Below are 26,832 nucleotides of genomic sequence, written 5' to 3' on the forward strand. Positions count from 1 at the left end.
GCGCGCGGTCCGGGAGACCGTACGTGTTCGTGTCGCTAATCGATCGGACTCGCAAAGTAAATATGCAGATTCTCACAGCGGGCCGTCCCCGCGTCCGACGCTTCGAGGTGGGCCGCTTGCCGGGGGCGGTCTCGCTAATGTGTCCCGCATGACGAAATGGGAGTACTCGACGGTGCCGCTGCTGGTCCACGCGACGAAGCAGATTCTTGACAACTGGGGCCAGGACGGCTGGGAGCTCGTCCAGGTCGTGCCGGGCCCCAACCCCGAGCAGCTGGTCGCCTACCTGAAGCGGCCGAGGCAGTGACGGCCGAGGAGAGACTGGCGGAGCTGGGCCTGACCCTGCCGGAGGTGGTGCCGCCGCTGGCGGCGTACGTCCCGGCGGTGCGTTCCGGGAACCACGTCCACACGTCGGGGCAGCTCCCGATCGTGGACGGCAAGCTGGTGGCCACCGGCAAGGTCGGCGCCGAGGTGGACGTCGAGGACGCCTACGAGCTCGCGAGGGCGTGCGCGCTCAACGCCCTCGCCGCCGTCGCGTCGGAGGCCGGAGGACTGTCGAACATCGTCCGCATCGTCAAGGTGGTCGGTTTCGTGGCCAGCGCTCCGGGCTTCACCGGCCAGCCACAGGTCGTCAACGGCGCCAGCGACCTGCTCGCCGCGGTGCTCGGTGACGCGGGCAGGCACGCCCGCAGCGCGGTCGGCGTCGCCGTCCTCCCGCTGGACGCGCCGGTCGAGGTCGAGGTGATCGCCGAGGTCCGCTGAGGTCGTCCGGGCGCCCCGGTGGATCGGCTGAGGTCGCCCGGGTGCCCCCGGTGGATCGGCTGAGGTCGTCCGGACGTCTCCGGCGGATCGGTGAGGCCCTGACGGCCCTGACGGCCCCGGGGCCGTCGGAGGCGGGAGGGCCCCTGGTGGCCGTTGAGGCCCGTCGGCTGCGGCTGAGGTCTGAGGAGCGGCCGGGCTCGCTCGGGGCCGCACGGGTGCCGTGGGGGCCCGCCAGGGGCCGTACGGGCGTGCCGTGCCACGGGGCGCCGATGTGGACCCGCTGTGGACCCGCGATTGTCCGCGACGGTGCCGTGCCACATGATTGACCTGCAACCGAGTGATGTTCTGGTGGAGGGTCTCAATGGGCGGTATCCCGCTTCCCGGTGAGTTGGGCGAGCGCGCACGCGACATCCTGGCCGGGCGGGTCGCCCCCGTCCCGGCCCGGGACGCCGCCACCGTGGTCGTCCTCCGTGAGGAGGCCGGCGGGCTGGAGGTGTACCTGCTGCGGCGCAAGGCGAGCATGGCCTTCGCCGCGGGGGCCTACGTCTTTCCCGGCGGGTCGGTCGACCCGCGCGACACCGACCATGAGATCGACTGGGCGGGTCCTCCGCCCGCCGCCTGGGGCGAGATCTTCCGCGCGGACGAGCGGACCGCCCGGGGCCTGGTGTGCGCCGCCGTACGGGAGACGTTCGAGGAGTCGGGGGTGTTGCTGGCCGGTCCGTCCGCGGAGACCGTGGTGTCCGACACCACCGGCGACGACTGGGAGGCCGACCGGCTCGCCCTGATCGGCAAGACCCTGTCCTTCGCCGACTTCCTCGGCCGGCGCGGCCTGGTCCTCCGCTCCGACCTGCTCCGTCCCTGGGCGCACTGGATCACTCCCGAGGTCGAGACCAGGCGCTTCGACACCCGGTTCTTCGTCGCGGCGCTCCCGGCGGGCCAGCTCACCCGCGACGTCGGCGGCGAGGCCGACCAGGTCGTCTGGATCCGGTCCGTCGACGCGCTCGACCAGGGCGGGACGGGCCGGATCTTCCTGATGCCCCCGACGTACCGCACGCTCACCGAGCTGAGCGCCTACGAGAAGGTGGCCGAGGTGCTCGCGGCCGATCGTGAGATCGTGACCTTCATGCCGAAGATCGCGGAGGTGGACGGGGAGATGCGCATCGTGCTCGACGACGACTACCGGTTCGGCGCGCGGTGAGTGGGCTGCGGATCCCCCTGGAGGGACCGGACGGGGCCGGTACGGACCACGCGCTCAACCTCCTCGCCCCGAACCCCTCCGAGATGACCCTGGACGGCACCAACACGTGGGTGATCGGCCTCCGGGAGCCCGGGGGGCCCGGGGAGGCCGGGAAACTCGGGGAGTTCGGGGAGTTCGGGGAGGAGGTGCTGGTCGTCGACCCCGGACCGGACGACGACGAGCACCTCGCGCGCCTCGCCGGGCACCTGGAGGGCCGCCGCGTCGTCGCGATCCTGCTCACCCACGGACACCACGACCACAGCGGCGGCGCCGCGAAGTTCGCCGGACTGGTCGGGGCACCCGTCAGGGCCCTGGATCCCGCGCACCGGCTGGGTGAGGAGGGGCTCGGCGACGGCGACGTGCTCACGGCCGGGGAGCTGGAACTGCACGTCGTGGGCACGCCCGGTCACTCGTTCGACTCGCTCTGCTTCTGGCTGCCGCGGGACCGGGCGATCCTCACCGGTGACACGGTGCTCGGCCGCGGCACCACCATGATCGCCCCGGACGGCGACCTGGCCGACTACCTGCGCTCCCTCGACCTGCTCCGGGCGAGGGCCGAGCGGGTCGGGGCCGAGGCGCTGCTGCCCGGCCACGGTCCGGTGCTGCCCGACCCGATCGGCGCCCTCGACGGCTACATCGCGCACCGGCGGCAAAGGCTCGACCAGATCCGGGAGGCCAGGCGGCGGGGGGCGGCGACGCCCCGGGAGATCGTCGAGATCGTCTACGCGGACGTGGACAGGTCCCTCTGGCCCGCCGCCGAGATGTCGGTCCGCGCGCAGCTCGCCTACCTCGACGGGTAGACCCGCCTCCGGGGCGGCCCGCTCCTCGGAGCGGCCGCCTTCGGAACGGTCCTTTCCCGGCGCTCGTCCTGCCGGGGCCTCCTGGGCTTTCCCGGGGTTCCCCGAGGTCTCCGGGATCTCCGGGGTCCTGGGGGTTTCTCGGGAAGGCGGCTCAGCGCGAGCGGTTGTGCAGCCGCTCCAGGTCCATGATGACCACGGCCTTGGCCTCGATGCGCAGCCAGCCTCGCTGGGCGAAGTCGGCCAGCGCCTTGTTCACGGTCTCCCGCGAGGCGCCGACCAGCTGGGCCAGCTCCTCCTGGGTGAGGTCGTGGTGGACCCGTACGCCGTCGTCGATCCGCTGGCCGAAGCGCTCGGCCAGGTCGAGCAGGGCCTTGGCCACCCGGCCCGGCACGTCGGTGAAGACCAGGTCGGCCAGCACGTCGTTCGTACGGCGCAGGCGCTGGGCCAGGGCCCGCAGCAGGTGGAGGGCGACCTCGGGCCGGCCGGTCAGCCAGGGCCGCAGGTCGTCGTGTCCGAGCCCGGCCAGGCGGACGTCGGTCAGCGCGGTGGCCGACGCCGTACGGGGACGGGGATCGAACAGGGACAGTTCGCCGAACATCTCGCTCGGACCGAGCACGCTGAGCAGGTTCTCCCGGCCGTCTGGCGAGGTTCGGGAGAGTTTGATCTTGCCTTCGAGCACCACGTAGAGGCGGTCTCCGGTCTCGTTCTCGCTGAAGAGGGTCTGTCCCTTGGACAGTTCCACCTCGGAGATGCTCGTGCGCAGCGCGGCGGCGCTCTCACGGTCGAGCGCGGCGAACAGAGGGGCCTTGCCCAGCACGTCGTCGGAGTTCACAGTGCCTCCTGTTTCACGGCTCACGCAGTCATTGTGACCCATCCCATCGTGCCGCTCTCCGGGGGGCCTTGAGCGTAGGCTGGCGGAGTGCTCCGCAACGTCAGCCCCGGTGGTGAATCCCAGCTTGCCCTGGTTCGTCGAGCTCGTCGAATGGACCGGATTCTGGTGGAAACTTATCCTGACGCCCACTGCGAGCTCGACTTTCGCAATCCCCTCGAACTGCTGGTCGCGACGATCCTGTCCGCCCAATGTACGGACAAAAGGGTTAATACGGTTACTCCTACCCTTTTTGCCAAATATCCCACAGCGGAAGACTATGCCGGTGCCGACCGGGCCGAGATGGAGGGGATCATCCGGCCCACCGGTTTCTTCCGCGCCAAGACCAACAGCATCATCGGCATGGCCCAGGCCCTGTGCGAGCGCCACGGCGGCGAGGTGCCCGGGAAGCTGAAGGACCTGGTCGCCCTGCCCGGAGTCGGCCGCAAAACGGCCAACGTCGTGCTCGGGAACGCCTTCGGGGTGCCCGGCATCACCGTCGACACCCACTTCCAGCGGCTCACCCACCGCTTCCGCTGGACCTCGGAGACCGATCCGGTGAAGATCGAGCAGGTCGTCGCCGAGCTCATCCCGAAGCGCGACTGGACGATGATGTCCCACCGCCTGATCTGGCACGGCCGCCGCGTCTGCCACGCCCGCACACCGGCCTGCGGCGTCTGCCCGCTCGCCGCGCTCTGCCCCTCCTACGGCCTCGGCCCCGTCGATCCGGCACGGGCCGCCAAACTGGTGCGCCCCGGCCCCTTCTCGTGATTCTCCCTGATCGTCACCGGGTGACCGTCCGGCCGGTGTTTCCGTGTCCCGCGGATCCGCGGACACCGGGAAGCGCGGGGCGGAACACTGCGTTGCAGAGAACCGGAGGTGTGCCCGTGGAAGAAGTCCCTGGGTGGTTGGAAACGCTGGCGGAGCGGGTCACGGGAATGCCGGTGACCCCGATGTTCCGCCCTCCGGCGTCCGGGGGGCGGGCGGCCGCGGTGCTCCTGCTCTTCGGCGAGGGGCCGTTCGGCCCTGACGTGCTGCTCATCCAGCGGAGCTCGCGCGGGCGCACGCACGCGGGGCAGCCCGCCTTCCCCGGCGGCGGGGTGGATCCCGAGGACGACGGCCCGATCGCCGCAGCGCTGCGCGAGGCGAGCGAGGAGACCGGTCTCGACCCGGCGGGCGTCCGGGTGCTCGGGACCATGCCCGAGCTGTACCTGAGCCACAGCGACAACCGGGTGACTCCGGTGCTGGGCTGGTGGCACACGCCCTGCGTGGTGCACGCGGCCTCGCCCGACGAGGTGGAGTCGGTGGAGCGGGTCCCGGTCCGCGAGCTCGTCGACCCGGCCAACCGGATCAGGCTGCGCCACCCGAGCGGTCACATCGGACCGGCGTTCCGGGTGCGCGGGCTGCTGGTGTGGGGGTTCACCGCGGGAGTGCTCGACGGGGTGCTCGGCGGTTCGGGCTTCGAGCTTCCCTGGGACCGGTCACGAGTCGAGGACATCCCGCCCGACGTCCTCAACCTCGCGTCCCGTTGACAGGGCGAGGCCGAGGCGGGCCCAGTCGGCCACGTCCTCGTCGGGGTCGAGGGTGAGCCGCCGCAGCGCGGCCAGGCCCGTCGGGTCGGGCGGGCTGCCCATGATGTTCGGCAGCGCGTAGGCGGCCCCGTACCTGATCCGGGGATCGCCGTGCTCGGCGAGGGCGATCACCGACGGCAGCGCGCGGCGGTCCCTGAGGTGACCGAAGGCGATCAGCACCGAGTAGAGCACCAGGCAGTCGTCCTCCTGGACGGACAGGGCGCGGAGCACCGGCAGCGTCCGGTCGACGAAGCCGAGCCGCCCCAGGATGTCGACCCCGAGCATCCGCTCGGCGGTGGTCCTGCCCGAGCACAGCCTCCGTGCCGCGGTGAAGGTCTCCAGATCGCCGCGTTCCTGCAGCTGGGTGATCGCGCGCCAGCGGGCCGCACCCTCCTGGTCCCGTTCTCGCAGTGCGGTCTCGATGAGAGACTCCACGGCCGCCGCCCCTCCGATCATCGCCATCCGGCCACGATAACCGCAGAGACCTCGCAGAAGGTGTGCACGCGCGGGGCGGCGGCTGGATACCGTAAGGGAGTGAGCGGTGATCTCCTCGATCTCATCCTGATCGCCCTGATGGTGGCCTTCGCGGTGTCGGGATACCGCCAGGGGTTCATCATCGGTGCCCTGAGCTTTGTCGGTTTTGTCGGTGGCGGGCTGCTGGGCATGTTCATCGCCCCGCCCATCGCCGGAGCCGTGGTCGACGGAGAGACCGAGCGCGCCCTGCTGGCGATCGTCATCGTCTTCCTCTCCGCCACGGTCGGGCAGTTCGCGTCGTCCACGATCGGCGCGGTGGTCCGCAGCCATGTCACCTGGGAGCCCGCCAAGGTCGTCGACGCGGTCGGCGGCACCTTCGCGAGCGCCTTCTCCGTGCTGATCATCGCGTGGCTGATCGGCTCGCTGCTGGCGTCGTCGCAGTTCACCCTGATCAGCGAGCAGGTCAACAGGTCCCTGCTGCTGACCACGGTCGACCAGACGCTGCCCAGCGCGGCCAAGGAGCTGCAGGTCCCCTTCAAGAACTTCATCGACACCTCCGGTTTCCCCAAGGTGTTCGACGCCATCGGAGGCGGCCAGCTCGTCGACGTCTCGCCGCCCGACCAGAGCGTGGCGGCGAAGGGCAACCGGCAGCTCGATCGCGCGCGCCGGGGCATCGTCAAGGTCCAGGGCGTGGCCACGAGCTGCCGCAAGCACATCGAGGGCACCGGCTTCGTCTACGCCCAGAACAAGATCATGACGAACGCGCACGTGGTCGCCGGGGTCAACCAGGGGCTGCAGGTCACCGACTACCTCGACAAGACCCACCCGGCCAAGGTCGTGCTCTACAACCCCGACCGCGACATCGCCATCCTCCACGTCCCCGGGCTCAACATGCCCATCCTGCGCTTCGACGGCAGCGCGAAGAAGGGCGACGACGCGATCGTCGCCGGATTCCCGCACGGCCACGGCTACACCATGAACGTGGCCCGCATCCGGGTGCAGCAGAAGGCCAAGGGGTTCAACATCTACGAGCGCAAGAGCGTCGTCCGCGACGTGTACGCCATCCGCGGCCTGGTCCGCCAGGGCAACTCCGGCGGCCCGCTGCTCACCCCCGACGGCAGGGTCTACGGTGTCGTCTTCGCCGCGGCCCTCAACCAGCAGGAGACCGGCTACGTGCTCACCGCCGCCGAGGTCGCGCCGGACGCCGAGGACGGCTCCAGGCTCTTCAACCGGGTCGACACCCAGGAGTGCGACCAGAACTAGCTTTATGGTGCCTGGTCCTGCTCCGTGGTGCCCGGTCCGGTTTTGTGGTGCCCGATCGGGTCGCCTGACGCGCTCCCGGCCCGCGAACCCGCGCGAGCACCGTCCAAGCATCGTCAGGGCGCCTTCAGGGCGCCTTCAGGGCATCGTCAGGGCATCGTCAGGGCGCCGTGCGAGCGCCGTCCGCGCATGTCGTCACGGGACTTCTCGCCGGCACGTCCGGACGGCGGGGGCGAAGCTCAGAGGAGTTCCTCGATCCTGGCGATGGCCGCCTCGGCCTCCAGGGTGTCGAGCTCGTGGGCGGTCCTGGCGATCCGCTCGTACGGCATGCCGTAGCGGCTGATCCGGTCGGCGCCCCGCGCGAACAGCGTCGCGGCCCCGCGGCGGTTGCCCCGTTGCAGGTGGGTGAGGCCGACACAGATCTGCGCCAGTCCCTGCCACAGCTCGCGTTCCTCCTCGGGAGAGGTCTTCCAGCGGCCCTCCAGCACCTCGTGGGCGTGGAACGGCCGCCTCTCGCCGAGCAGGCGGCGCGCCTCGGAGAGGGCCTCCTCGGTGCTCGGCGCGTAGTCGTCCGGAATGCGTTCCACGCCCTCGGCGCCGCGCGGCAGCGGGCGCCCGAACGCGTCGCGGGGACGCTGGTTGCGCGGCCTCCCGTCAGGATCCCGGTCCCGCCCGTTCACCGGTCGGGCTCCGGGTCGGCCAGCCAGGCGACGAGTTCGGCGTCGAACTCATCGGGGCGCTCCTCGTGCGGGAAGTGCCCGGCGCCCTCCATCAGCCGCCATCGGTAGGGGGCGGCGACGTAGCGGCCGGAGCCCTGTGCGGTGCGCGGCAGGATGTGCCTGTCGAGCGCGCCGTGCAACTGCAGGGTCGGCACGTTGATCTGGGTACGCATGGTCCTCGCGTAGTGCCATCCGTCCGGCCGGAGCTGGGAGCGGCCGAACCAGCGGTGGTACTCCAGCGCGCAGTGCGACACGTTGCGAATGCGGAACGCGTCGCGGTAGGTCCTCGCCACGTCCTCCTCGGGCCAGCCGGGGCCCGACCACTGGTCGAGCAGCCGCCCCACCCTGGCGCCGGAGTTGGCGGTCAGGCGCCGCTCGGGAAGCAGCGGCAGCTGGAAGCCCAGCGCGTAGCGGGCCGCCCTGAGCTGGCCGAAGGGCTCGGTGAACAGCGTGGCACGGAGACGGCGGGGGTGCGGAGCCGAGACCGGGACCAGCCGCAGGACCGCTTTGGGATCCGTCACGGCCATGGTCCAGGCGAGCAGCCCGCCCCAGTCGTGGCCGACGACGATCGCACCGGTCTCGCCCAGCGCCCGGATCAGCCCGGCCGCGTCGGCGGCGAGGGTGTGCAGGTCGTAGCCGCGCGGAGGCTTGTCACTGGCTCCGTATCCCCGCAGGTCGACGGCGACGGTGCGGTAGCCCGCCGCCGGGAGCGAGACGAGCTGGTTGCGCCAGCTCCACCAGAACTGCGGGAATCCGTGGAGCAGCAGCACGAGGGGGCCCGTACCGGCCTCCACGACGTGGAAGCGGGTACCTCCGGCGTGGACGGAGCGGTGGGTCCACGGCCCCTCGATCTTGACCAGGGACTCGTCGGGCCTGCTCACTGGCCGGGTCTCGCGGGGTCGCGACGGCCGTCCGCCTGAACGGTGGGGAGCGGAGCCGTGCCGGGAGCGGGCTCGGGCTCGCCGCTCCTGATGGTCTTGAGCGAGCGCAGCGTCCGCTTCATCCCGGTCAGGCCCTTGAGCCGCCGCATGCCGATGAAGACCAGCAGCCCGGCCGTGAGCAGGTAGAACACGGTGACGATCAGGAAGGCGGCCCAGGGCCACAGGCCCGCGCCGATCAGGGCGTAGGCGATCGTGAACGAGGCGAGGATCAGGCACAGGTGGGCCATGAACGCCGCGGCGCCGAAGAGCCCCGCCGCCGTGCCGACCCGTTTGGCGTCGAACCTGAACTCGGCCTTGGCCAGTTCGATCTCGGCGCGGACCAGGGTGGATATGTGGTCGCTGGCGGCGGCGACCAGCGCGCCCAGTGACTCCTCCTGTGGTTCCGCGGGCGGGATATGTGTCATGGACGATCTCCTATCGAGGGCCTTTGTCGAACATCATGCTGCGCGTTGAGGCGGTCGCGCACGCACACCCGCAGCGGAATCGTCGCCGGAACCGGCGTCGCGAGCACGCCGGTGGTCATCGCGTACCTGTCATCAAATATCTGCGTCGTCAAGACTTCAGACTTTAGTCCCGGAGAGGAAGAGAGGCGGGGGACTGCACCGGTTTGGTGAGGTCTCGGCTGTCCGGTGGGGAGAACCTGCACCACAGCCCCACCGCCGGGCGGGTGGGATGTGTGGGATGTGAAGTCTGTACGGGACCGTTGGCTCCTTGGTCGGGACCGTTGGGCTCTTGGCGGGGACGGCGGGCGCCGGGGCGACTCCCGGCCCGTGCGGGCGGGAGCTCCCCGTTTTCTGCGACCTTTGGCCCCGAAGAAGATGTCAACGGGCCGAGAGCTACCCCGGCGGCGGCCCGGTGAACGTCGCAGGCCCGTGAGACCGGACTCGTGAGACCGCGACCCGTGAGACCAGACCCGTGAGACCGTGACCCGTGAGACCGGACCGGTGAGATGGGCCTCCCGAGCGGCGAGTCCCCGTCATCGGAGACGCGACCGGAGGTGTCTTCGAGGACTTCCTCGAAGACACCGACGGAGAGGTCGCCGGAAAGCCGTTGGCGGTCCGGCCTTCGGACGGTCCCGCCTTCGGAAGGTCCGCCTTCGGCGGAACCGTCCGAAGGCCCCCCGTGAGCTCGCACGAGCCCACGGAGTTCGTGGGCCGGCGGGGGTGCTCACGAAAGGACGTGCGCGGAGGGTTTCTCGCGGGGACTCGGAGTGATCAAGAGGTTCGGCCTCTCCGGGCGGGCCGTGTCTCCGGCGTCTCCGGCGTCTCCGGCCCGCCCGGGTGTCCCGGCTCGCTCAGTCCTCGCTCTTGGCGCTGGGCAGTTTCTCCGAGATGAGGTTCATCACCGTGCTGTCGGCCAGGGTGGTGACGTCGCCGACGCTGCGGTTCTCCGCCACGTCACGCAGGAGACGCCGCATGATCTTGCCGGAGCGGGTCTTGGGCAGCTCGGGGACCACCAGGATCTGGCGCGGCTTCGCGATCGGGCCCAGCGCCTTGGACACGTGGGCGCGCAGCTCGGCCGCGATGTCCGCGCCCTCCTCGGCGTTGCCGCGCAGGATCACGAACGACACGATGGCCTGCCCGGTCACCGGGTCGGTCGCGCCGACCACGGCCGCCTCGGCGACCTTCGGGTGGGAGACCAGCGCCGACTCGACCTCGGTGGTGGAGATGTTGTGCCCGGAGACGAGCATGACGTCGTCTACCCGGCCGAGCAGCCAGATGTCACCGTCCTGGTCCTTCTTGGCACCGTCGCCCGCGAAGTACATGCCCTCGAAGCGGGACCAGTAGGTGTCGATGTAGCGCTGGTCGTCGCCCCAGATCGTGCGGAGCATCGAGGGCCACGGGTCGCGGATCGCGAGGTAGCCGCCACCGCCGTTGCCCACGCTCCGGCCCTGGTCGTCGACCACGTCGGCGGTGATGCCCGGCAGCGGGCGCATGGCCGCGCCGGGCTTGCCCTCGGTGACGCCGGGCAGCGGGCTGATCATGACGGCGCCGGTCTCGGTCTGCCACCAGGTGTCGACGACCGGGGTACGGTTGCCGCCGATGTGCTCGCGGTACCAGACGTACGCCTCGGGGTTGATCGGCTCACCGACGCTGCCCAGGATCCGCAGCGAGGACATGTCGTACTTGGCGGGGATGTCGTCACCCCACTTCATGAACGTGCGGATGGCCGTCGGGGCCGTGTAGAGCAGCGTGACCCCGTACTTCTGCACGATCTCCCAGAACCGGCCGCGGTGCGGGGTGTCCGGGGTGCCCTCGTAGATGACGCTGGTCGCGCCGTTGGCCAGCGGGCCGTACACGATGTAGGAGTGGCCGGTCACCCAGCCGATGTCGGCGGTGCACCAGTAGACGTCGGTGTCGGGCTTGAGGTCGAACACCGCGTTGTGGGTGTACGCGGCCTGGGTGAGGTAGCCGCCGGTGGTGTGCAGGATGCCCTTGGGCCTGCCGGTCGTCCCGCTGGTGTAGAGGATGTAGAGCGGGTCCTCGGCGTCGTTCGGCAGCGCCTCGTGGACGTCGGACTGCCGGTCCACGACGTCGTGCCACCAGACGTCCTTGTCGGTCTGCTCGACGTCCTGGCCGGTCCGCCTCACGACGAGGACGTGCTCGATGCCGGGGCACTCCGCGACGGCCTCGTCCACGGTGGGCTTGAGCGCGCTGGGCGCGCCGCGGCGATAGCCGCCGTCGGCGGTGACCACGAGCTTGGCGTCGGCGTCCTTGATCCGGCCGCTGAGCGCGGCGGAGGAGAACCCGCCGAACACCACCGAGTGGATCGCTCCGATGCGGGCGCAGGCCAGCATCGTGATCGGCAGCTCGGGGATCATCGGCATGTAGATCGCGACCCGGTCGCCCTTGCCGACCCCCAGCTCCTGGAGCGCGTTGGCGGCCTTGGAGACCTCGCGCAGCAGGTCGGAGTAGGTGAGCGTACGGGTGTCGCCCTCCGGCTCGCCCTCCCAGTGATAGGCGACCTTGTCACCGCGGCCCGCCTCCACGTGGCGGTCGACGCAGTTGTAGGCGATGTTGAGCTCGCCGCCGACGAACCACTTGGCGAAGGGCGGGTTCCACTCGAGGGTGGTGTCCCAGCGCTTCGACCAGGCCAGACGGTCGGCCTGCCGTTCCCAGAAGGCGAGGCGGTCCCGCTCGGCCTCCACGTAGGCGTCGGCGGTCACGTTCGCGGCCGCGGCCAGCTCGGCAGGAGGTGCGAACCGCCGGGTCTCGTGCAGCAGGTTCGACAGCGTCTCCTGGGTCTCACGCGACTCGGAACCAGGGGTCTCCGGGGCCACTACGCACTCCTCACGTACTGCTATCGACTGGTCGTGTCCCACTTCACCAGGCCACCCGTGTCCGCCACAAGAGGTCTAGACAGGTCTGTACCAATCGGTGATGAGGGACCATATGTATTCAAAACGCCTTAATTTTGGGGATAATTACCCTCGAAACGTTGCGTTTTCGACACCGTAGGAATGTAGACGGCGTTATTCAACGCGCAGCGGCGGCGCGGTGCGCTGGGCGGTGGCATGTGCTCGGTGAACGGTTCGACCGCTGTCACCCGGGGCGACCTTCCGGGAGGATTTCCGGGAGCCGGATTCCCGCGGCCGGGCCTTCGGCCGGCTTCCCGGTTTCCCGGCTTTCCGACCTCCTGAGGGAGGGCTTCCCCGGGCGCCTCCGCCGGTCTGGTCGGGGCCTCGCCGAGCGGTCCCGATAGGGTCGGGCAGCGTGAACGACCCATTGGCTGTCATCGCGGGAATGCCCGGAGTGTCCGAGGCGGTCACTGACGCGCGCAAGGCCGTCGACCGGCTCTACGGGCACCGCGTGCTGCGGCGCAAGAGCCCGGAGGTGTCGGCCAGGTCAGCGCTGCGCGGTGCCCGCGCGTCAGCCGCCCTGGAGGGTGTGGACGTGCCCCTCGACGTCATCCCCGAGGTCACCGATCCCGTGGTGCAGGGCGCGCTGCGCGTCTCGGCCGAACTGGGGCGGCTCGGCGCCACCTGGCGCACGGCGCCCCGCCAGGTGCTGGCCAGGCTGCACACGCTCGCAGCCTCGGGACTCACCGGAGAAGGCGGCGCGGGAGACCTCGGCCGCCCGAGGGCCACCGCCGCGGCCCCCGACCCGCTCGGCCTGGGCGCCGCCCCCGGGCCACAGGAGGCGGTGGCACGGGTGGACGGGCTGGTCCAGTTGGTGACGGCCTCCTCGAAGGCCCCCGCGCTGGTTCTCGCCGCCGTCGTACACGCGGAACTGGCCGTGCTGCGCCCGTTCGGGACGGCGGACGGGGTGGTCGCGCGCGCGGCGGAGCGGCTGACGCTGGTGGAGTTCGGCCTGGACCCGAAGTCGCTGGTGGCCGTCGAGGTGGGCCACCTCGAACTCGGCCCGGCCTACGGGGAGGGGTTGCGGTCGTATCTGAGCGGAACCCCCGAGGGTGTCGCCGCGTGGGTGCGGCACTGCGCGTCGGCGGTCGCGCTGGGCGTGCGTGAGGCCACGGCCATCTGCGAGGCCATGCAGCGAGGCTGACCTCGGGCGGGTCACCGCTTGCCCGCGTCCCTGGGCGACGGCTGATCTCGCTCGTGCCCCTGGGACGCGGCTGACGTTGCTCGTGCCTCTGGGTGACGGTCGGCCGCGTGTTCGATCACCGAACGTCACTGATTACGGACATCCCGAGTGGCCGTCCTCACAAACCGACGGCGCCCCTGGTGTGGGGCGCCGTCGCCGACACGTTCCTACCGGGTTACCAAGCGTGCACCTGATAATCGCTGGAGCGGGACAAGCCCGCTCGAGCGCGCCTCCCGCGGCTGACGGCGCGTGGGTACTCGGCGGCCGTGCCCGGACAAGTGGTCCGTGAAACCTTTGTACGTCCGATCCGCGCTGATGGGAACCCCTAGGGGCAAGACCTTTACGGATCGGGGGACATTAATGGACGAACCATCTGTTATCCCGTTTTATCCTCCGAGAGGCCTGGGCGGTATGGCGCCCGGCGGATGGTCGGACACCCTGACGATGATCACTGAGTGTCACCGTCGCCCGCCCGCGCGCAGAGCGCGTCTCGGCAGGGCCGTATCCAGAGACTGGACCGTTACATTAAAAAAAGTAGTGGAAATCGGGGATTACTCCTCGACGAAGCTTGAGTTGATCGGGCAGCATGAGGTGGTATCTCCCCAAACCGGAGTAACTGCGCATGGGTTGCATCGCACTCCCCTCGCCATGCTCTGGCAGCTGTTGAAAGCTTTCTTCTGAAACGGGACCGGCTCTACCCCCCCAGAGCCGGACCGGTTGGCGACCCCCGCTCTCCCCCCCGGCGGGGGTCGCCCCTTTTTCCGGTCGCCCTCTGCCCGGTTTCTCCGGCCGCTCTCTGTCCGGGCGGCACGCCTTCCCTGTCTCGTTCCCGGCGCGGTGGCCTCCTCGGTACGCCCCTTCGCCTTCCGGTGACGGACTCTCCCCTTCCGGATACGGCCTTATATGGGTGTTCTAGCTCGTACAGGCTTATAGGTGGACGCTCCTGTGCGTACGGGTGTGCGCGTGGACGTACCGGCCGCGGGTTTTCCACAGGACGCGCTGTGGGCGGCCGGTTGTCCACAGTGCGGCGTTCGGTATCCCGAGGAGGGGCGGTCGTCACGGAGAGTGGGGCTCCCGCACCTCAGGGAGGCATCCGTGGACCGCCCGCTGGTCATCACCGAAGACCACGATCTGCTCGACGACCTGCTCCGTGTCGCCGCCGCGGCCGGAGCCGAGCTCGATGTCGCCCACGTGCCCGCGCACGCCCGGCCCTACTGGAACCGCGCCCCGCTGGTCGTCATCGGTGGCGACGTGGCCGACGCCCTGGCCGCGACCGGTCCGCCACCTCGCCCCCGCGTCTTCCTGGCCACCCGTGCCTCCGAGGATCCCGACACATGGCGCAGGTGCGTCGCGGTCGGAGCCCAGGGCGTGTTGGAGTTGCCCGCCGCGGAGCGGCGGCTGGCCGACGAGTTCGCCGACGCCGTCGAGCCGCCCGCGAGACCCGGATCCGTGGTGTGTGTCGCGGGCGGGCGGGGAGGAGCGGGAGCCAGCGTCCTGGCGGGTTCGCTGGCACTGGCCGCGTCCCGGCAGCGCGTCCGCACCCTCCTCGTCGACGCCGACCCCCTCGGCGGAGGTCTGGACCTCCTGCTCGGGCAGGAGGAGTCCGACGGAGCGCGCTGGTCCGACCTGGTCGCCCGTGAGGGCAGGGTCAGCTACACCGCGCTCCAGGCGGCCCTGCCGACCTACGGCGGGCTGACGTTGCTCTCCTTCGACCGGGGCAAGGCCGACCCGATCCCGGCCGAGGCGATGCGCTCGGTCCTCGAGGCGGGCCGCAGGGGCTTCGACCTGGTGGTCGTCGACCTGCCGCGCCACCTCGACCAGGCCGCGGTGGAGGCACTCGGACGAGCCGCCACGACCCTCCTGGTCGTCACCGCCGACGTGCGTGGCGTGCTCGCCGCGGCCCAGGTGCTCGCCGGGCTGTGCGGGCACACGGGCGAGGTGCGGGCCGTCGTGCGCAGCGGGGTCCTGAACGGCGACGTGGTGGCGACCTCGCTCGGCATCCCGTACGGCGGCAGCCTCCCCGACCAGCCACGTCTCGCCGCCGCGCTCGATCGGGGCGACGTTCCCCCACTCGGCCGCCGCACCTCTCTCGGCCGGTTCTGCGCCGCGTTCCTGCACGAGCTGTTCGGACCGGACGCGTGAAGCGGGCCGAGAGCGCCGTGACGGTCTCGCCGGAGCTGGTGGAGGCGGTCCGCGTACGGCTGGCCAGGACAGGTGTCGAGCCCAGCGCCGCGCACGTCACGGTCGCCCTGCGGGCCGAGCGGGCGATGCTCGGCGACGCGGAGATCCTGGCGGTGGCCCGGGTCCTGTGCGCCGATCTCATCGGGGCGGGTCCGCTGGAGCCGTTGCTGGCCGAGGCCGAGGTCACCGACGTGCTGGTGAACGGCCCGCGCGAGGTGTGGGTCGACGACGGCAGCGGGCTGCGCCTGACCTCGATCGTCTTCCCGGGCGAAGACGCTCTCCGGCGGCTCGCGCAGCGACTCGCCTCCGCGGCGGGCAGGCGCCTCGACGACGCGTGCCCGTACGTCGACGCCCGCCTCGCCGGAGGCGTCCGGCTCCACGCCGTCCTTCCACCCGTGGCGCCCAACGGCACCTGCCTCTCCCTGCGGCTCCCGCCCAGACGCACCTTCACCCTTCCCGACCTGGTCGAAGCGGGCGCGATCGGGGCCGGCAGCGTCGCCGTTCTGACCGCGGTGATCGAGTCGAGGCTCGCCTTCCTGGTCACGGGCGGCACGGGTACGGGCAAGACGACCATGCTCTCCGCCCTGCTCTCCCTCGCCCACCCCGGGGAGAGGCTGCTGCTGGTCGAGGACTCCGCGGAGCTGAGACCGCTTCATCCCCACGTCGTCCGTCTGGAGTCGCGCCCGGCCAACCTCGAGGGCGCCGGTGGTGTCGGCCTGCGCGACCTCGTCCGCCAGGCCTTGCGGATGCGCCCCGACCGGCTTGTCGTCGGAGAGGTCAGGGGGGCCGAAGTCGTCGACCTTCTCAGCGCTTTGAACACCGGGCACGAGGGAGGTTGCGGCACCTTGCACGCCAACACCGCGACCGATGTGCCACCCCGCCTGGAAGCGCTGGGATGCGCGGCGGGTCTCAGCAGGGAGGCGGTCCACAGCCAGATCGCCGCCGCCCTGGACGTCGTCGTCCACCTGGTCCGTGACCATGCCGACGGCCGCCGCCGGGTCGCCGAGATCTGCATGATGGTCCGCCGCCCCTCGGGGCTGGTCGAGGCCGAAGCGGCCCTCACCTTCACCCAGGACGGCCAGGTGATCCCCGGTCCCGGCCTGCCCGCTCTCGCGGCCCGAGCACCCGGCATCGCGGATCCGGGGCCGATGATGTCCGCGCCCGATCGCCACCGGGAGCCTCGACCGGATGTCCCCGGCCGGCCGAGCTCCGACAAGCCGGTGTCACGGTCGGCGTCGTGGCCGGCGTCGTGGCCGGCGTCGTGGCCGGTGTCATGGTCGGCGTCATGATGGCGACCGCCCTGGTCCTCGCCGCTCTGGCGGCGTGGTTGTGGGCGGGAGCGGATCCCGGCACCGCCCGCCTGCGCCGGATGAGACGTCGAAGCCTGGTCGCCGTCGCCTCGGGTTCTCTCCGCGAGAGATTCACCGCCCGGTCGCGGCCCTCCAAGCGCGTGGATGCCTGGCGAGCCGCGTCGATCGAGCTGTGCCAGGGCCTCGCCGCGGAGCTCGCGGCGGGGCGGACGGCGGGTGAGGCGCTGGCGCGGGCCGTGGGGGCGGCGGGGTTTCCCGATCCCGTCGCTCTGCGCCCGCTGGTCGCGGCCGCGAGAGACGGGGGCGACGTCCCCGCCGCTCTGCTGGCGGTGGCGCCCGAGCACGGAGGAGAGGCGTTCCGCGGGCTGGCCGCCTGCTGGAAGGTGAGCGTGACCGCCGGGGCGGGTCTGTCCGTTCTCGTCGATCGTGTCGCCGATTCCCTGCGAGAGGCCGAGGCCCATCGTCACGACGTCGCCGCCCAGCTCGCCGGTCCCCGGGCCACGGCCCGGCTGCTCGCGGGTCTGCCCGTTCTCGGTCTGCTGATGGCGGCCGGTCTCGGCATGCGCCCGCTGCACTTCCTGTTCGGCAGCCCGGCGGGTGCCGGTTGCCTGGTCGTCGGCCTCGCGCTCGACGCCTGCGGGCTGTGGTGGACCCACTGTCTGGTCGCTCGTGCCCGGCAGGGCCGATGATCGCGCGGCCAGGTCAAAGAGGCGGCCAGGTCAGAGAGGATGAGAGACAGTGATCATTTTGCTTGCCGTGGTGTTCGCCGGAATCGCCGCTCGGCTGTGGAGCAGCCGGAGAGAACCCGCCGACCGGCTCCGCCGTGTGCGGCGCTCACCCCATCCGGTCAGGTTCCCGGAGATGTCGCAGGAGGTCGAAGCGTCCGCGTTCTCCCTGTCCGCGTTCTCCCTGTCCGTGGGGGTGGCCCGCGATCCCTCCGCGCGCGTGGTTCGCGACGCGCCGGCGCGCATGTTTCGCGATACCTCCGCGAGCACGGCTCGCGGCACGGCCGGGAGGAGGGGCCGCGATGTGTTCGGGGGACCGGCTTGTGGGCCGGTGGGGCGACGGCGGCCGGGGCGGGGTGAGGTCGCGGCCGCCGTCGCTCCCGGGCTGGCGGCGTTCCTGGCCGTGGGGGGCCTGGCGGGGGCGGTCGCGGGTGTCGCCGGTTTCGGGATCGCGCTGGTGGTCCTGCGAAGGCGGGAGCCCCCCGAACTGCGCGGGGAACGCCGGAGGGTGACGGCGGATCTGCCACTGGCGGCCGATCTCATGGTCGCCTGCCTGCGCGCCGGCCAGCCGATCATCGGAGCCATCGACGTGACGGTGGAGGCGATCGGCGGGCCGCTGGGCGAGAGGCTGGCCTGGGTGAGTGGCCGGCTGAGACTGGGAGCGGCGCCGGAGAGCGCCTGGCAGGCACTGGACTCCGAGCGCTCGCTCGCCCCTCTGGCTCGGGCCATGAGCCGGGCCGCGCTGAGCGGCGCACCGGTGGCCGATGTCCTCATCAGGCTGTCCGACGACTCCCGCCGCGCCGCTCGCGCCGCGTCGTCGGCAGCCGCCCAGCGGGTGGGGGTCCAGGTCGTCGCCCCCCTGGGATTGTGCTTTCTCCCCGCCTTCGTCCTTCTGGGAATCATCCCCGTCGTGGCCGGTCTCGCCGGTGAGGTGCTGCTTCCCTGAGTTATCCACAAGGTTTTCCCCGACAGGGCAGGGTTATCCACAGGAAAACGACGATTCCTGTGGACAGAGCTCTGGAAATTTCCCCATCTGGCCCCTGAAACGGCTCTCTTCGTTCGAAGAGGGTCGTTTCATGCTTTTCGCCGACATTCTCTGCTCCTGGCCTGTGGACAACCCGAGGTTCTCCACAGAATGCAGTTCGAGCCCACGGGGCCGCGGGCGTATGGAGAACCCTGGCGTCACCGATGCCGGGCGGTGGGTCCGGTGGAGATCTCCAGGAGGAGCAGATGGCTCGAACCAGTGCCGTTCACGCGCGGCGCGACTGGTCGCGGTGGCCGCGTGCCCGGTGGGCACTGCTGACCACCGGTGCGCACCGTGACCGAGGCATGTCCACGGCCGAGTACGCGGTCGGAACGATCGCCGCCTGTGCTTTCGCCGCCCTCCTCTTCAAGGTGGTGACGAGTTCCGATGTCCAGCAGATGATCACAGCTTTGATCAACCGAGCGCTCAACGTGGCCGGATGATCCTCCCGGCGTCGGTGACCTCCTCTCGCCGGTCGAGGGGTTCGGTGACCGCGGAGACGGCCGCTGCGCTACCTGCCCTCATGGTCGTGCTGGGAGCAGGGCTGTGGGCCGTGGCGGCGGTCGAGGCGCGACTGGAGTGTGTGGACGCCGCGCGGGCCGGGGCTCGGGCCGCCTCGCGCGGCGAACCGCTTGAGCGGGTCCGAGGCGGCGTCCTGTCGATGGTTCCGGCGGGCGCCCTGGTCACGGTGACCCGGAGTGCGGAGACGGTGCGGGTGGAGGTGTCCGTGGACGTCAGGCCTCGCTGGGGCACCTCGCTCCCGAGCGTGACCGTTCACGCGACCGCCGTGTCCGTCACCGAGCCGGGGCTGGAGCGATAGGTCGTGGCTCGTGCTCGGGACCGGGGATGGAGGGGTGGGCCGTGGTTCGTGGTCGGGACCGGAGCTGGAGGGGTGGGCCGTGGCAGGGACCGGGACCGGGACCGGAGCGGTAGGGCATGGCTCGTGGCCGGTTTCGCAGGGGTCACACCACGGTCACCCCCGGCCGGCCATTCCCGTGGCGGCGGCGCGCGTCAGGCGTCGACCAGAGCCGTGTGCCGACCGGGAAACCGAGAAACCGAGAAACCAGGCCGGGAGAGAAGAGGAGGGGACGTGTCCGCGGCAAGGCGAGAGGCCGGTACGGGGATGAGCGGAGAGAGCGCGCAGCGAGGGTCGGCGACGATCTGGACGGTCGGGCTCATGGCGCTGGTCTTCGCGGTCGCGGCGGCGGTCGTGTTCGCGGGTGTGGCCAGGGTCACGCGCCACCGGGCACAGAGCGCCGCCGACCTGAGCGCGCTCGCCGCCGCCCGGCTGGCCTTCGCGGATCCCGGCCGAAGCTGCGCAAGGGCCTCCTCGCTCGCCGTGGACAACGAGGCCAGGGTCACTCGCTGCTCTCTCCGTGACGGCGGCATCGCGGACATCGAGGTGACCATGGAGGTGTCCCTGCCCCTGAAGGGGCCGGTGGCGATCACCGCCAGGGCGCGTGCGGGCCCCGTGCACATCGCTGATCCCGGCCCTTGACGGCGGTCTGATGAGAGATGAAACCGGGCCGTCACGTTCGCGGCTCGTCCTGGGAGAGCAGGACGGCGAGAAGCCGGAGGGCTCCGGCCTTGTCGAGGGGTTCGTTGCCGTTGCCGCACTTGGGAGACTGGATGCACGACGGGCAGCCGCGTTCGCACTCGCAGGAGGCGATGGCCTCGCGGGTGGCCGTGAGCCAGTCGCGCGCGCGGGCGTAGCCACGTTCGGCGAAACCGGCGCCGCCCTCGTGGCCGTCGTAGACGAAGACGGTCAGCAGCCCGGTGTCGGGATGGAGTTCTGTGGAGACACCCCCGATGTCCCAGCGGTCGCAGGTCGCGAAGAGCGGCAGCAGGCCGATGGAGGCGTGTTCGGCCGCGTGCGCGGCACCGCCGAGGTCCACGCCCTCCTCGGCGAGGGGAACGATCGCCGAGATGGGCAGCGTCCACCAGACGGCGCGGGTCCGCAGCGTGCGCGGGGGCAGATCGAGGGGTTCGTCCCCCATGAGCTCGCCGCTCTGGGCCCGGCGCTTGAGATAGGCCACCACCTGGCTCGTCACCTCGACCGCGCCGAAATGGAGCTCTCCCTGCCCGAGGGGGTGCGAGCGAAGGGACTCGATGACCGAGATGTCGGTGACGTCCCTGGCGAAGGTCGTGTAGTCGGGAGTTCCGGCCTCGACCAGCGCGACCCCCGCCTCCAGATCGAGTTCGGCCACCAGGAACGTCTCTCCCTGGTGCACGTAGACGGCGCCGGTGTGCACGGTCGAGTGGGCCGAGGGCTCGTCCACGGTGCCGAGCAGCCGCCCGGTGGACATCTCGACGACGTGAACGGGCGCGGCGCCCGCTCCCCGGATGTCGGCGAGGTCGGTGGCGCGTCTCCGGCTGGTCCAGAACCAGCCTGCGGAACGTTCCCTGAGCAGGCCGTTCCCGACCAGGTCCGCGAGGACCTCCTTGGTGGTCGGGCCGAAGATGTCCAGCTCGTCGTGGGTCAGCGGGATCTCGGCCGCCGCCGCGCACAGATGGGGCCCCAGCACGTACGGATTGCCGGGGTCGAGCACGATCGACTCCACGGGACGGCCGAACAGGGCCTCCGGATGGTGAACGAGATAGGTGTCCAGGGGGTCGTCCCTGGCGATCAGCACCGCCAGCGCGTCCTGCCCGTCCCGCCCGGCCCGCCCGGCCTGCTGCCAGAGGGAGGCGCGGGTTCCCGGCCACCCCGCGATGAGCACGGCGTCCAGCCCGGAGATGTCGACGCCGAGTTCCAGCGCGTTGGTCGTCGCCAGGCCGAGCAGTTCGCCGGAGCGCAGTGCCCTTTCCAAACCCCTGCGATCTTCGGCCAGGTATCCCGCCCGGTAGGCCGCCACCTTGCCGGACAGGTCCGCGGGCGCCTCCCCGTCGGCGATGAGGTCCTGGAGTTTGGCCCGCGTGGTGAGGGCCACGGTCTCGGCGGCCCGGCGGGAGCGGACGAAGGCCAGGGTCCGCACGTCGGAGGCGACGAGGTCGGCCAGGATGTCCGCGCTCTCGGCGGTTGCCGGGCGGCGGACCGGGGCCCCGCCCTCGCCGCGCAGGTCGGTCAGGGGTGGCTCCCACAGTGCGAAGGTGGTCGCGCCCCGGGGAGAGGCGTCCGCGGTCACCTCGGCCATCTGGAGGCCTGTCAGGCGCCTCGCGAAGATTCCGGGCTCGCTGGCCGTCGCCGAGGAGAGCAGGAAGGTCGGGCTGGAGCCGTAGCGGGCACAGATGCGGCGCAGGCGGCGCAGGATCTGCGCGACATGCGAGCCGAACACGCCCCGATAGCCGTGGCACTCGTCCACGACGACCATCCGCAGCCGCCGCCAGAAGAGCGACCACTGAGCGTGACGGGGCAGCAGGCCGCGATGGAGCATGTCCGGGTTGGTGAGGACGTAGTTGGCGTGCTTGCGCACCCAGACCCTCTCCTCGAAGGAGGTGTCGCCGTCATAGGTGGCGGCCCTGAGGCCGGGAGGATCGAGCTCGCGCAGCGCGCGAAGCTGGTCGGCGGCCAGCGCCTTGCTGGGCGACAGATAGAGGACCGTGCCGCCGTCGAGCGTCGAGGAGAGCGCCGGGACCAGGTAAGAAAGGGATTTGCCCGACGCGGTCCCTGTGGAAATGATCACGTTTTGGCCACGGTGGATCAGGTCCGCGGCCTCGGCCTGATGTGGCCACAGACCGGAAATACCGTGGTTCGCCCAGCGCGTAACCAGCCGCTGGTCGACCCAGTCCGGCCAGCGGGTCTCACCGGCCTGACGTGCGGGAACGCGCTCCACATGGGTGACACGCCCATGACGTGCGGGAACGTCGAGAAGACGGCTGAGGGCGGTGCCCGCGCTGAGGGGCGAGGATGAGGGCGGGGTCACTGGTTTCCAGTCTCACATCTGTGGGCAGAGTCGCCGGGAATCGTGATTTCGTATAGACACTGAGCGTACGCATGGTTGAATGCCGCGCGTCGGGGCTTGTCGTCCGGGGGCCACCCGGTCCCAGGAGGGCACGCCCGAATCGGTACTTTCGCAGGCAAGGCGCTGGAGGATCTGTGGATCTGAAGTTGGACCACCATTCCGAGGACCGTCTCACCATCGTTGAGGTCGAGGGTGAGATCGATGTCTACACCGCGCCCAGATTGCGTGAGCTCCTGATCGACCTGGTCAACAAGGGGAATTTCCACCTGCTCGTCAACATGGAGAAGGTCGACTTCCTTGACTCCACGGGCCTTGGTGTCCTGGTCGGCGGGCTCAAGCGAGTTAGGGCGCACGATGGCTCACTGGAGCTTGTCTGCACCCAGGAGCGCATCCTGAAGATTTTCCGGATCACCGGGCTGACAAAGGTCTTCGGGATCTACGCCTCGGTCGACGAGGCCAAGGAAGCTCACGGTCGAGACAAGTAGTCGTGGCTACCGTCGAGCTGACGTTCAGCGCTCTCCCCGCGCATGTGCGGACGGCACGTCTGGTCGCCACGGCCATTGCCAGGCGCACCGGCGTGCAGGAGTCGCTGCTGGACGAGGTAAGGCTTGCTGTCGGTGAGGCATGCTCGCGGGCCGTGGAGGCACATCGCCTCCACTGCCCGGGGGAGCCGATCCGGATCGAGCTACGTGATGACTTAGGGCGTTTCGAGGTGACAGTCACCGACTCCGCCCCCAGTGATAGCGACGAGCTGGAGCATGATCGCGCCCTTCTGGGGTTCGACGATCCGTTCGGGCAGCTTCCCGATGACCTGATGGCCGGCTTCGGCATCGCGGTCATCGCGGGGCTGGCCGACGACGTTCAGGTCTATCCGAGCCAGAAGGGCATGTGCATTCGCATGAGCTGGCCGGCGGCGACGAACGGAATGTCTCCGGTCTGACAGAGAAGACTTCGGCGACCGGGCGTGTCCGTACGGGCACGCCCGGTTGTTCGTTGAGGGTCGAGTGGCCCCGCGGGGTGTGGTCCGGGTAGAGGATCCGCGCCGATGGTGTCCCCATCGAGTGGCCCCGCAGGACGTGGTGCGGGCAGAGGATCCGCCGATGGTGTCCCCGTGAAGAGGGCGTTCCTGTGAGAGCGCCCGGTGGTTCGGGGCGTGGATCTCAATTTCGGCCTAAACTTAATTTAGATGTTTCTTGTCCGAAACTAGGAAGAAATAGGGGTGGGCGGGACAGGTGTGACGGGTGAAATGACCTCATAAGCAGGTCGGTCGTCAAGAGGCGCTGGTCGTGTCGCCAAATGGGCGTGGGCGGAGGCTTCATATCCGCGTCGTCGCTGCGTAGACTCCCGGAACCGGCCAAGGTTTATCCTTCGGAGCGGCCCGCACGCGAGCCGCCCTCCGTGGGGGTCTGCAACTGGAAGCGGCACTGCCAACCATCCCGGATGTGCGCCGCTTCAGCCGCCTAATCTCACCGCAGCGCACTCCGGGCAGGACGTGTTCCCGTCTTGCCAAGGAGACTCGGATGTCTGTGCTCCATCTCGCCGCTGCAGAGCCAGCGGTATCCCTGAGTGGTCACCACTTCACCATCGTGATCGTGGTCGCCGCCGTCGCCCTGCTCGCACTCGCCGTCGCCGGCACATTGGTGCGGGAGGTGCTGGCCGCCGACCAAGGCACCGAACGTATGCAGAACATCGCGCGAGCCGTCCAGGAAGGGGCTTCCGCGTACCTTACGCGGCAGTTCCGGACGCTCGCGTTGTTCGTCATTCTGATCCCGTTCCTGCTGTATCTTCTCCCGGCCGAGACGACCAGCGTGAGGATCGGCAGATCGGCTTTCTTCGTCGTCGGCGCGCTGTTCTCCTCGCTGACCGGATTCATCGGCATGTGGCTGGCGGTCCGCGGCAACGTCCGCGTCGCCGCCGCGGCCCGCGCGTCCGGCGAGAAGATCGCCATGCGGATCGCCTTCCGCACCGGCGGCGTGGCCGGAATGATCACTGTTGGCCTCGGCCTCCTCGGCGCGGCCGTGGTGGTGATCATCTATCAGGGCGACGCCCCGGCCGTGCTGGAGGGCTTCGGCTTCGGCGCCGCGCTGCTCGCCATGTTCATGCGAGTCGGCGGAGGCATCTTCACCAAGGCCGCCGACGTCGGCGCCGACCTGGTCGGCAAGGTCGAGCAGGGCATTCCCGAGGACGATCCGCGCAACGCCGCCACCATCGCCGACAACGTCGGCGACAATGTGGGCGACTGCGCGGGCATGGCCGCCGACCTGTTCGAGTCCTACGCGGTCATGCTGGTCGCCAGCCTGATCCTGGGCCGGGTGGCCTTCGGCGTCGAGGGACTGGTGTTCCCGCTGATCGTGCCCATGATCGGTGTGATCACGGCGATCATCGGCATTTTCGTCACCGCCCCGCGCGCCGGCGACCGCAACGCGATGGCCGCGATCAACCGCGGTTTCTTCATCTCGGCGGCCATCTCGGCGATCCTCGTCGCCGTCGCGGCCTACCTCTACCTGCCGGCCAGCTTCTCCGGGCTGACCAACGTGAGCCCGGAGATCGCCGCGGTCACCTCGGACCCGCGCCTGATCGCGATCGGGGCGGTGCTCATCGGCCTGGTACTGGCGAGCGCCATCCAGGTCCTCACCGGCTACTTCACCGAGACGAACCGCCGTCCGGTGCGGGACATCGGCGAGAGCTCCCGTACGGGTCCCGCCACGGTCATCCTGTCCGGCATCAGCGTCGGCCTGGAGTCGGCGGTCTACTCCGCGCTGATCATCGGAGCCGCCGTCTACGGGGCCTTCCTGCTGGGCTTCGGCAACGTCACCATCGCCCTGTTCGCCGTGGCGCTGGCAGGAACCGGCCTGCTGACCACGGTCGGCGTGATCGTGTCGATGGACACCTTCGGTCCGGTCTCCGACAACGCCCAGGGCATCGCCGAGATGTCCGGTGACGTCGAGGGTGAGGGTGCCCAGGTGCTCACCTCGCTGGACGCCGTCGGCAACACCACCAAGGCCATCACCAAGGGCATCGCGATCGCCACGGCCGTGCTCGCCGCCACCGCGCTGTTCGGCGCGTTCCGTACGGCGGTCGAGACCCAGCTGGCCGGCGCGACCGAGAGCGTGAAGACGGCGCTGGGCTCGTTCAGCTCGTTCAACCTGAGCGTCGACTCCCCGAACGTGCTGGTCGGCCTGATCATCGGCGCCGCGGTGGTGTTCATGTTCTCCGGCCTGGCGATCATGGCGGTCGGCCGCGCGGCCGGGCGGGTGGTCTTCGAGGTGCGCGAGCAGTTCCGCACCAAGCCGGGGATCATGGCGGGGACGGAACTGCCCGACTACGGCAGGGTCGTCGACATCTGCACCCGCGACTCGCTGCGGGAGCTGGCCACGCCCGGCCTGCTGGCCGTGCTGACCCCGATCGCCGTCGGTTTCGCCCTCGGGTACGCCCCGCTCGGCGCGTTCCTGGCCGGTGCCATCGCGTGCGGCACGCTCATGGCGGTGTTCCTGGCCAACTCCGGTGGTGCCTGGGACAACGCCAAGAAGCTGGTCGAGGACGGTCACCACGGTGGCAAGGGCTCGCCGGCCCATGAGGCCACCATCATCGGTGACACCGTCGGCGACCCGTTCAAGGACACCGCCGGACCGGCGATCAACCCGCTCCTCAAGGTGATGAACCTCGTGGCGCTGCTGATCGCCCCGGCCGTGGTGACCTACGCCGACAACACCGCGCTGCGCATCGGCATCACGGTGCTGGCGGTGGGCATCGTCGTCGCCGCGGTCGTCATCTCCAAGCGTCGTTCGGCGGGCATCGCCCCGACGGAGGAGAACAACTCCGACCGGGAGCCGGAGCAGGTCTCCAGCTGAGCAATGTTTGACGAAAATGTTTGACGGAGGGGTGCACGGGCCGCGTGCACCCCTTCGGCGTGTGCGGGCCACCCCAGTGGGAAACTGGCCGGTATGGAACAGCAGCCCTCCGGAGGCAAGACACTCGTCCTCATCCTGCTGGCGATGGCCGCGGTGTTCGCGGTGATCGTGGGTCTGGCCATGTGGGCGTCGCGATGACGGCGCGCACGCTCGTCGTCCTGCGCCACGCCAAGGCGGTTCACACCTCCGGCCTCGCCGACCGCGAGCGTCCTCTCACCGAGGTCGGCGAGCGCGACGCCCTCAAGGTCGGCGCGGCCCTCGCCGGCATGGACCTCACCCCCGACCTGGTGCTCTGCTCGCCGTCGGTACGGACGCGGCAGACCGCCGACCTGGCGCTCCCCGGCGCGGACATCCTGATCGAACCGGCCATATACGAGGCCTACCCCGACGAGCTGCTCACGCTGATCCGGCGGAGCGACCCGGAGGTCGGCACGCTGGTCCTGGTCGGTCACAATCCCGGGGTCCAGGAGCTGGTCACGCAGCTCACCGCCGCCGACGGCGACGCCGGGTTCCCGCCCGGCGCGTTCGCCGTCATCGAGGTCGACGGCGAGTGGGCCGGGCTCGACACCGGCCGCGGGATCGCCCGCTGGAACCCCAAGAAGCACTGAG

General features: G+C 70.5%; 26 protein-coding genes. 19 read left to right on the forward strand and 7 right to left on the reverse strand.

Translation table 11 applies throughout. The features are described 5' to 3' along the window. The first annotated feature begins 148 nt into the window (after nt 1-148). The 4 genes from ACTOQ2_RS15820 to ACTOQ2_RS15835 all read left to right on the forward strand — a co-directional run bounded on the left by ACTOQ2_RS15820 (nt 149) and on the right by ACTOQ2_RS15835 (nt 2,796). Nucleotides 149-304, forward strand: coding sequence for a DUF4177 domain-containing protein (locus tag ACTOQ2_RS15820; RefSeq protein WP_344742745.1), 156 nt, complete (start codon nt 149-151; stop codon nt 302-304). Then, on the forward strand, nt 301-759 hold the full coding sequence (locus ACTOQ2_RS15825; RefSeq protein ID WP_440100319.1) for a RidA family protein: 459 nt from the start codon (nt 301-303) through the stop codon (nt 757-759). The genes ACTOQ2_RS15820 and ACTOQ2_RS15825 overlap by 4 nt, the downstream gene beginning before the upstream one ends. Before the next feature lie 361 nt (nt 760-1,120). Further along, nucleotides 1,121-1,957 carry an NUDIX hydrolase gene (locus tag ACTOQ2_RS15830; RefSeq protein WP_440100320.1) on the forward strand — a complete coding sequence of 279 codons (837 nt, stop codon included), beginning with the start codon at nt 1,121-1,123 and terminating at the stop codon, nt 1,955-1,957. Beyond that, the gene (locus ACTOQ2_RS15835) at nt 1,954-2,796 is read left to right on the forward strand and encodes an MBL fold metallo-hydrolase (RefSeq protein ID WP_440100321.1); all 843 of its coding nucleotides are present in this window, start codon (nt 1,954-1,956) and stop codon (nt 2,794-2,796) included. Before ACTOQ2_RS15830 ends, ACTOQ2_RS15835 begins: the two co-directional genes overlap by 4 nt. Nucleotides 2,797-2,947: 151 nt before the next feature. On the opposite strand, the gene ACTOQ2_RS15840 is transcribed toward ACTOQ2_RS15835, so the two are convergent. After that, nucleotides 2,948-3,628, reverse strand: coding sequence for a Crp/Fnr family transcriptional regulator (locus tag ACTOQ2_RS15840; protein ID WP_344742748.1), 681 nt, complete (start codon nt 3,626-3,628; stop codon nt 2,948-2,950). An 87-nt stretch (nt 3,629-3,715) separates the two neighbouring features. On the opposite strand from ACTOQ2_RS15840, the gene nth reads away from it, so the two are divergent. Together nth and ACTOQ2_RS15850 are read left to right on the forward strand one after the other, a co-directional pair. Next, nucleotides 3,716-4,435 (forward strand): endonuclease III, encoded by a 720-nt coding sequence (nth, locus tag ACTOQ2_RS15845; protein WP_440100322.1) that lies wholly within the window; start codon nt 3,716-3,718, stop codon nt 4,433-4,435. A gap of 116 nt (nt 4,436-4,551) precedes the next feature. After that, nucleotides 4,552-5,196 (forward strand): NUDIX hydrolase, encoded by a 645-nt coding sequence (locus ACTOQ2_RS15850; protein WP_440100323.1) that lies wholly within the window; start codon nt 4,552-4,554, stop codon nt 5,194-5,196. On the opposite strand, the gene ACTOQ2_RS15855 is transcribed toward ACTOQ2_RS15850, so the two are convergent. Continuing rightward, entirely contained in the window at nt 5,146-5,697 is a 552-nt protein-coding gene (locus ACTOQ2_RS15855) for a HEAT repeat domain-containing protein (protein ID WP_440100324.1), read from the reverse strand. The genes ACTOQ2_RS15850 and ACTOQ2_RS15855 overlap by 51 nt on opposite strands. Before the next feature lie 72 nt (nt 5,698-5,769). On the opposite strand from ACTOQ2_RS15855, the gene ACTOQ2_RS15860 reads away from it, so the two are divergent. After that, nucleotides 5,770-6,972 carry a MarP family serine protease gene (locus ACTOQ2_RS15860; protein WP_440100325.1) on the forward strand — a complete coding sequence of 401 codons (1,203 nt, stop codon included), beginning with the start codon at nt 5,770-5,772 and terminating at the stop codon, nt 6,970-6,972. Between the two features lie 236 nt (nt 6,973-7,208). On the opposite strand, the gene ACTOQ2_RS15865 is transcribed toward ACTOQ2_RS15860, so the two are convergent. From ACTOQ2_RS15865 to acs, 4 genes are all read right to left on the reverse strand, one after another. Beyond that, nucleotides 7,209-7,649 (reverse strand): DUF309 domain-containing protein, encoded by a 441-nt coding sequence (locus ACTOQ2_RS15865; protein ID WP_440067825.1) that lies wholly within the window; start codon nt 7,647-7,649, stop codon nt 7,209-7,211. Then, nucleotides 7,646-8,569, reverse strand: coding sequence for an alpha/beta fold hydrolase (locus ACTOQ2_RS15870; protein ID WP_440100326.1), 924 nt, complete (start codon nt 8,567-8,569; stop codon nt 7,646-7,648). The genes ACTOQ2_RS15865 and ACTOQ2_RS15870 overlap by 4 nt, the downstream gene beginning before the upstream one ends. Continuing rightward, nucleotides 8,566-9,033, reverse strand: a complete 468-nt coding sequence (locus ACTOQ2_RS15875; RefSeq protein ID WP_440100328.1) for a phage holin family protein — start codon at nt 9,031-9,033, stop codon at nt 8,566-8,568. Before ACTOQ2_RS15875 ends, ACTOQ2_RS15870 begins: the two co-directional genes overlap by 4 nt. A gap of 890 nt (nt 9,034-9,923) precedes the next feature. After that, nucleotides 9,924-11,909 (reverse strand): acetate--CoA ligase, encoded by a 1,986-nt coding sequence (gene acs / locus ACTOQ2_RS15880; protein WP_440067830.1) that lies wholly within the window; start codon nt 11,907-11,909, stop codon nt 9,924-9,926. A gap of 433 nt (nt 11,910-12,342) precedes the next feature. Here acs and ACTOQ2_RS15885 point away from each other — a divergent pair, with 433 nt between their 5' ends. From ACTOQ2_RS15885 to ACTOQ2_RS15920, 8 genes are all read left to right on the forward strand, one after another. Next, nucleotides 12,343-13,131 (forward strand): oxidoreductase, encoded by a 789-nt coding sequence (locus tag ACTOQ2_RS15885; RefSeq protein ID WP_440083830.1) that lies wholly within the window; start codon nt 12,343-12,345, stop codon nt 13,129-13,131. 1,134 nt (nt 13,132-14,265) lie between these two features. Continuing rightward, complete coding sequence (gene ssd, locus ACTOQ2_RS15890) at nt 14,266-15,312, forward strand: septum site-determining protein Ssd (RefSeq protein ID WP_440100329.1); 1,047 nt, start codon at nt 14,266-14,268, stop codon at nt 15,310-15,312. Beyond that, nucleotides 15,309-16,640 carry a TadA family conjugal transfer-associated ATPase gene (locus ACTOQ2_RS15895; RefSeq protein WP_440100330.1) on the forward strand — a complete coding sequence of 444 codons (1,332 nt, stop codon included), beginning with the start codon at nt 15,309-15,311 and terminating at the stop codon, nt 16,638-16,640. The genes ssd and ACTOQ2_RS15895 overlap by 4 nt, the downstream gene beginning before the upstream one ends. Continuing rightward, entirely contained in the window at nt 16,589-17,350 is a 762-nt protein-coding gene (locus ACTOQ2_RS15900; protein WP_440100331.1) for a type II secretion system F family protein, read from the forward strand. Before ACTOQ2_RS15895 ends, ACTOQ2_RS15900 begins: the two co-directional genes overlap by 52 nt. A 49-nt stretch (nt 17,351-17,399) precedes the next feature. After that, complete coding sequence (locus ACTOQ2_RS15905) at nt 17,400-18,332, forward strand: type II secretion system F family protein (protein WP_440100332.1); 933 nt, start codon at nt 17,400-17,402, stop codon at nt 18,330-18,332. Between the two features lie 284 nt (nt 18,333-18,616). After that, entirely contained in the window at nt 18,617-18,853 is a 237-nt protein-coding gene (locus tag ACTOQ2_RS15910) for a DUF4244 domain-containing protein (RefSeq protein WP_440100333.1), read from the forward strand. 44 nt (nt 18,854-18,897) lie between these two features. Then, nucleotides 18,898-19,230, forward strand: coding sequence for a TadE family type IV pilus minor pilin (locus tag ACTOQ2_RS15915; RefSeq protein WP_440100334.1), 333 nt, complete (start codon nt 18,898-18,900; stop codon nt 19,228-19,230). Nucleotides 19,231-19,500: 270 nt separating this feature from the next. Next, nucleotides 19,501-19,908: an Rv3654c family TadE-like protein gene (locus tag ACTOQ2_RS15920; protein WP_440100335.1), complete on the forward strand. Its 408-nt coding sequence runs from the start codon at nt 19,501-19,503 to the stop codon at nt 19,906-19,908. A gap of 31 nt (nt 19,909-19,939) precedes the next feature. Here ACTOQ2_RS15920 and ACTOQ2_RS15925 read toward each other — a convergent pair whose 3' ends face one another. Further along, nucleotides 19,940-22,183, reverse strand: a complete 2,244-nt coding sequence (locus tag ACTOQ2_RS15925) for a DEAD/DEAH box helicase (protein ID WP_440100477.1) — start codon at nt 22,181-22,183, stop codon at nt 19,940-19,942. Between the two features lie 263 nt (nt 22,184-22,446). Here ACTOQ2_RS15925 and ACTOQ2_RS15930 point away from each other — a divergent pair, with 263 nt between their 5' ends. From ACTOQ2_RS15930 to ACTOQ2_RS15945, 4 genes are all read left to right on the forward strand, one after another. Continuing rightward, nucleotides 22,447-22,797: an STAS domain-containing protein gene (locus ACTOQ2_RS15930; RefSeq protein WP_030916965.1), complete on the forward strand. Its 351-nt coding sequence runs from the start codon at nt 22,447-22,449 to the stop codon at nt 22,795-22,797. A gap of 2 nt (nt 22,798-22,799) precedes the next feature. After that, on the forward strand, nt 22,800-23,252 hold the full coding sequence (locus ACTOQ2_RS15935; protein WP_329088933.1) for an ATP-binding protein: 453 nt from the start codon (nt 22,800-22,802) through the stop codon (nt 23,250-23,252). A 580-nt stretch (nt 23,253-23,832) separates the two neighbouring features. Then, nucleotides 23,833-26,163, forward strand: coding sequence for a sodium-translocating pyrophosphatase (locus ACTOQ2_RS15940; protein WP_440100336.1), 2,331 nt, complete (start codon nt 23,833-23,835; stop codon nt 26,161-26,163). Between the two features lie 194 nt (nt 26,164-26,357). Continuing rightward, on the forward strand, nt 26,358-26,831 hold the full coding sequence (locus ACTOQ2_RS15945) for a SixA phosphatase family protein (RefSeq protein ID WP_440067851.1): 474 nt from the start codon (nt 26,358-26,360) through the stop codon (nt 26,829-26,831). Nucleotide 26,832: the final 1 nt, after the last annotated feature.

The sequence above is a fragment of the Streptosporangium sp. H16 genome (assembly GCF_051918855.1).
Classification (GTDB): domain Bacteria; phylum Actinomycetota; class Actinomycetes; order Streptosporangiales; family Streptosporangiaceae; genus Streptosporangium.

What these genes read in the sequence shown, in the direction of transcription:
- ACTOQ2_RS15945 (WP_440067851.1), top strand. Translation starts at nt 26,358, where the DNA reads ATGACGGCGCGCACGCTCGTCGTCCTGCGCCACGCCAAGGCGGTTCAC.
- ACTOQ2_RS15855 (WP_440100324.1), bottom strand. Translation starts at nt 5,697, where the DNA reads ATGGCGATGATCGGAGGGGCGGCGGCCGTGGAGTCTCTCATCGAGACC.
- ACTOQ2_RS15940 (WP_440100336.1), top strand. Translation starts at nt 23,833, where the DNA reads ATGTCTGTGCTCCATCTCGCCGCTGCAGAGCCAGCGGTATCCCTGAGT.
- ACTOQ2_RS15875 (WP_440100328.1), bottom strand. Translation starts at nt 9,033, where the DNA reads ATGACACATATCCCGCCCGCGGAACCACAGGAGGAGTCACTGGGCGCG.
- ACTOQ2_RS15820 (WP_344742745.1), top strand. Translation starts at nt 149, where the DNA reads ATGACGAAATGGGAGTACTCGACGGTGCCGCTGCTGGTCCACGCGACG.
- ACTOQ2_RS15910 (WP_440100333.1), top strand. Translation starts at nt 18,617, where the DNA reads ATGGCTCGAACCAGTGCCGTTCACGCGCGGCGCGACTGGTCGCGGTGG.
- ACTOQ2_RS15830 (WP_440100320.1), top strand. Translation starts at nt 1,121, where the DNA reads ATGGGCGGTATCCCGCTTCCCGGTGAGTTGGGCGAGCGCGCACGCGAC.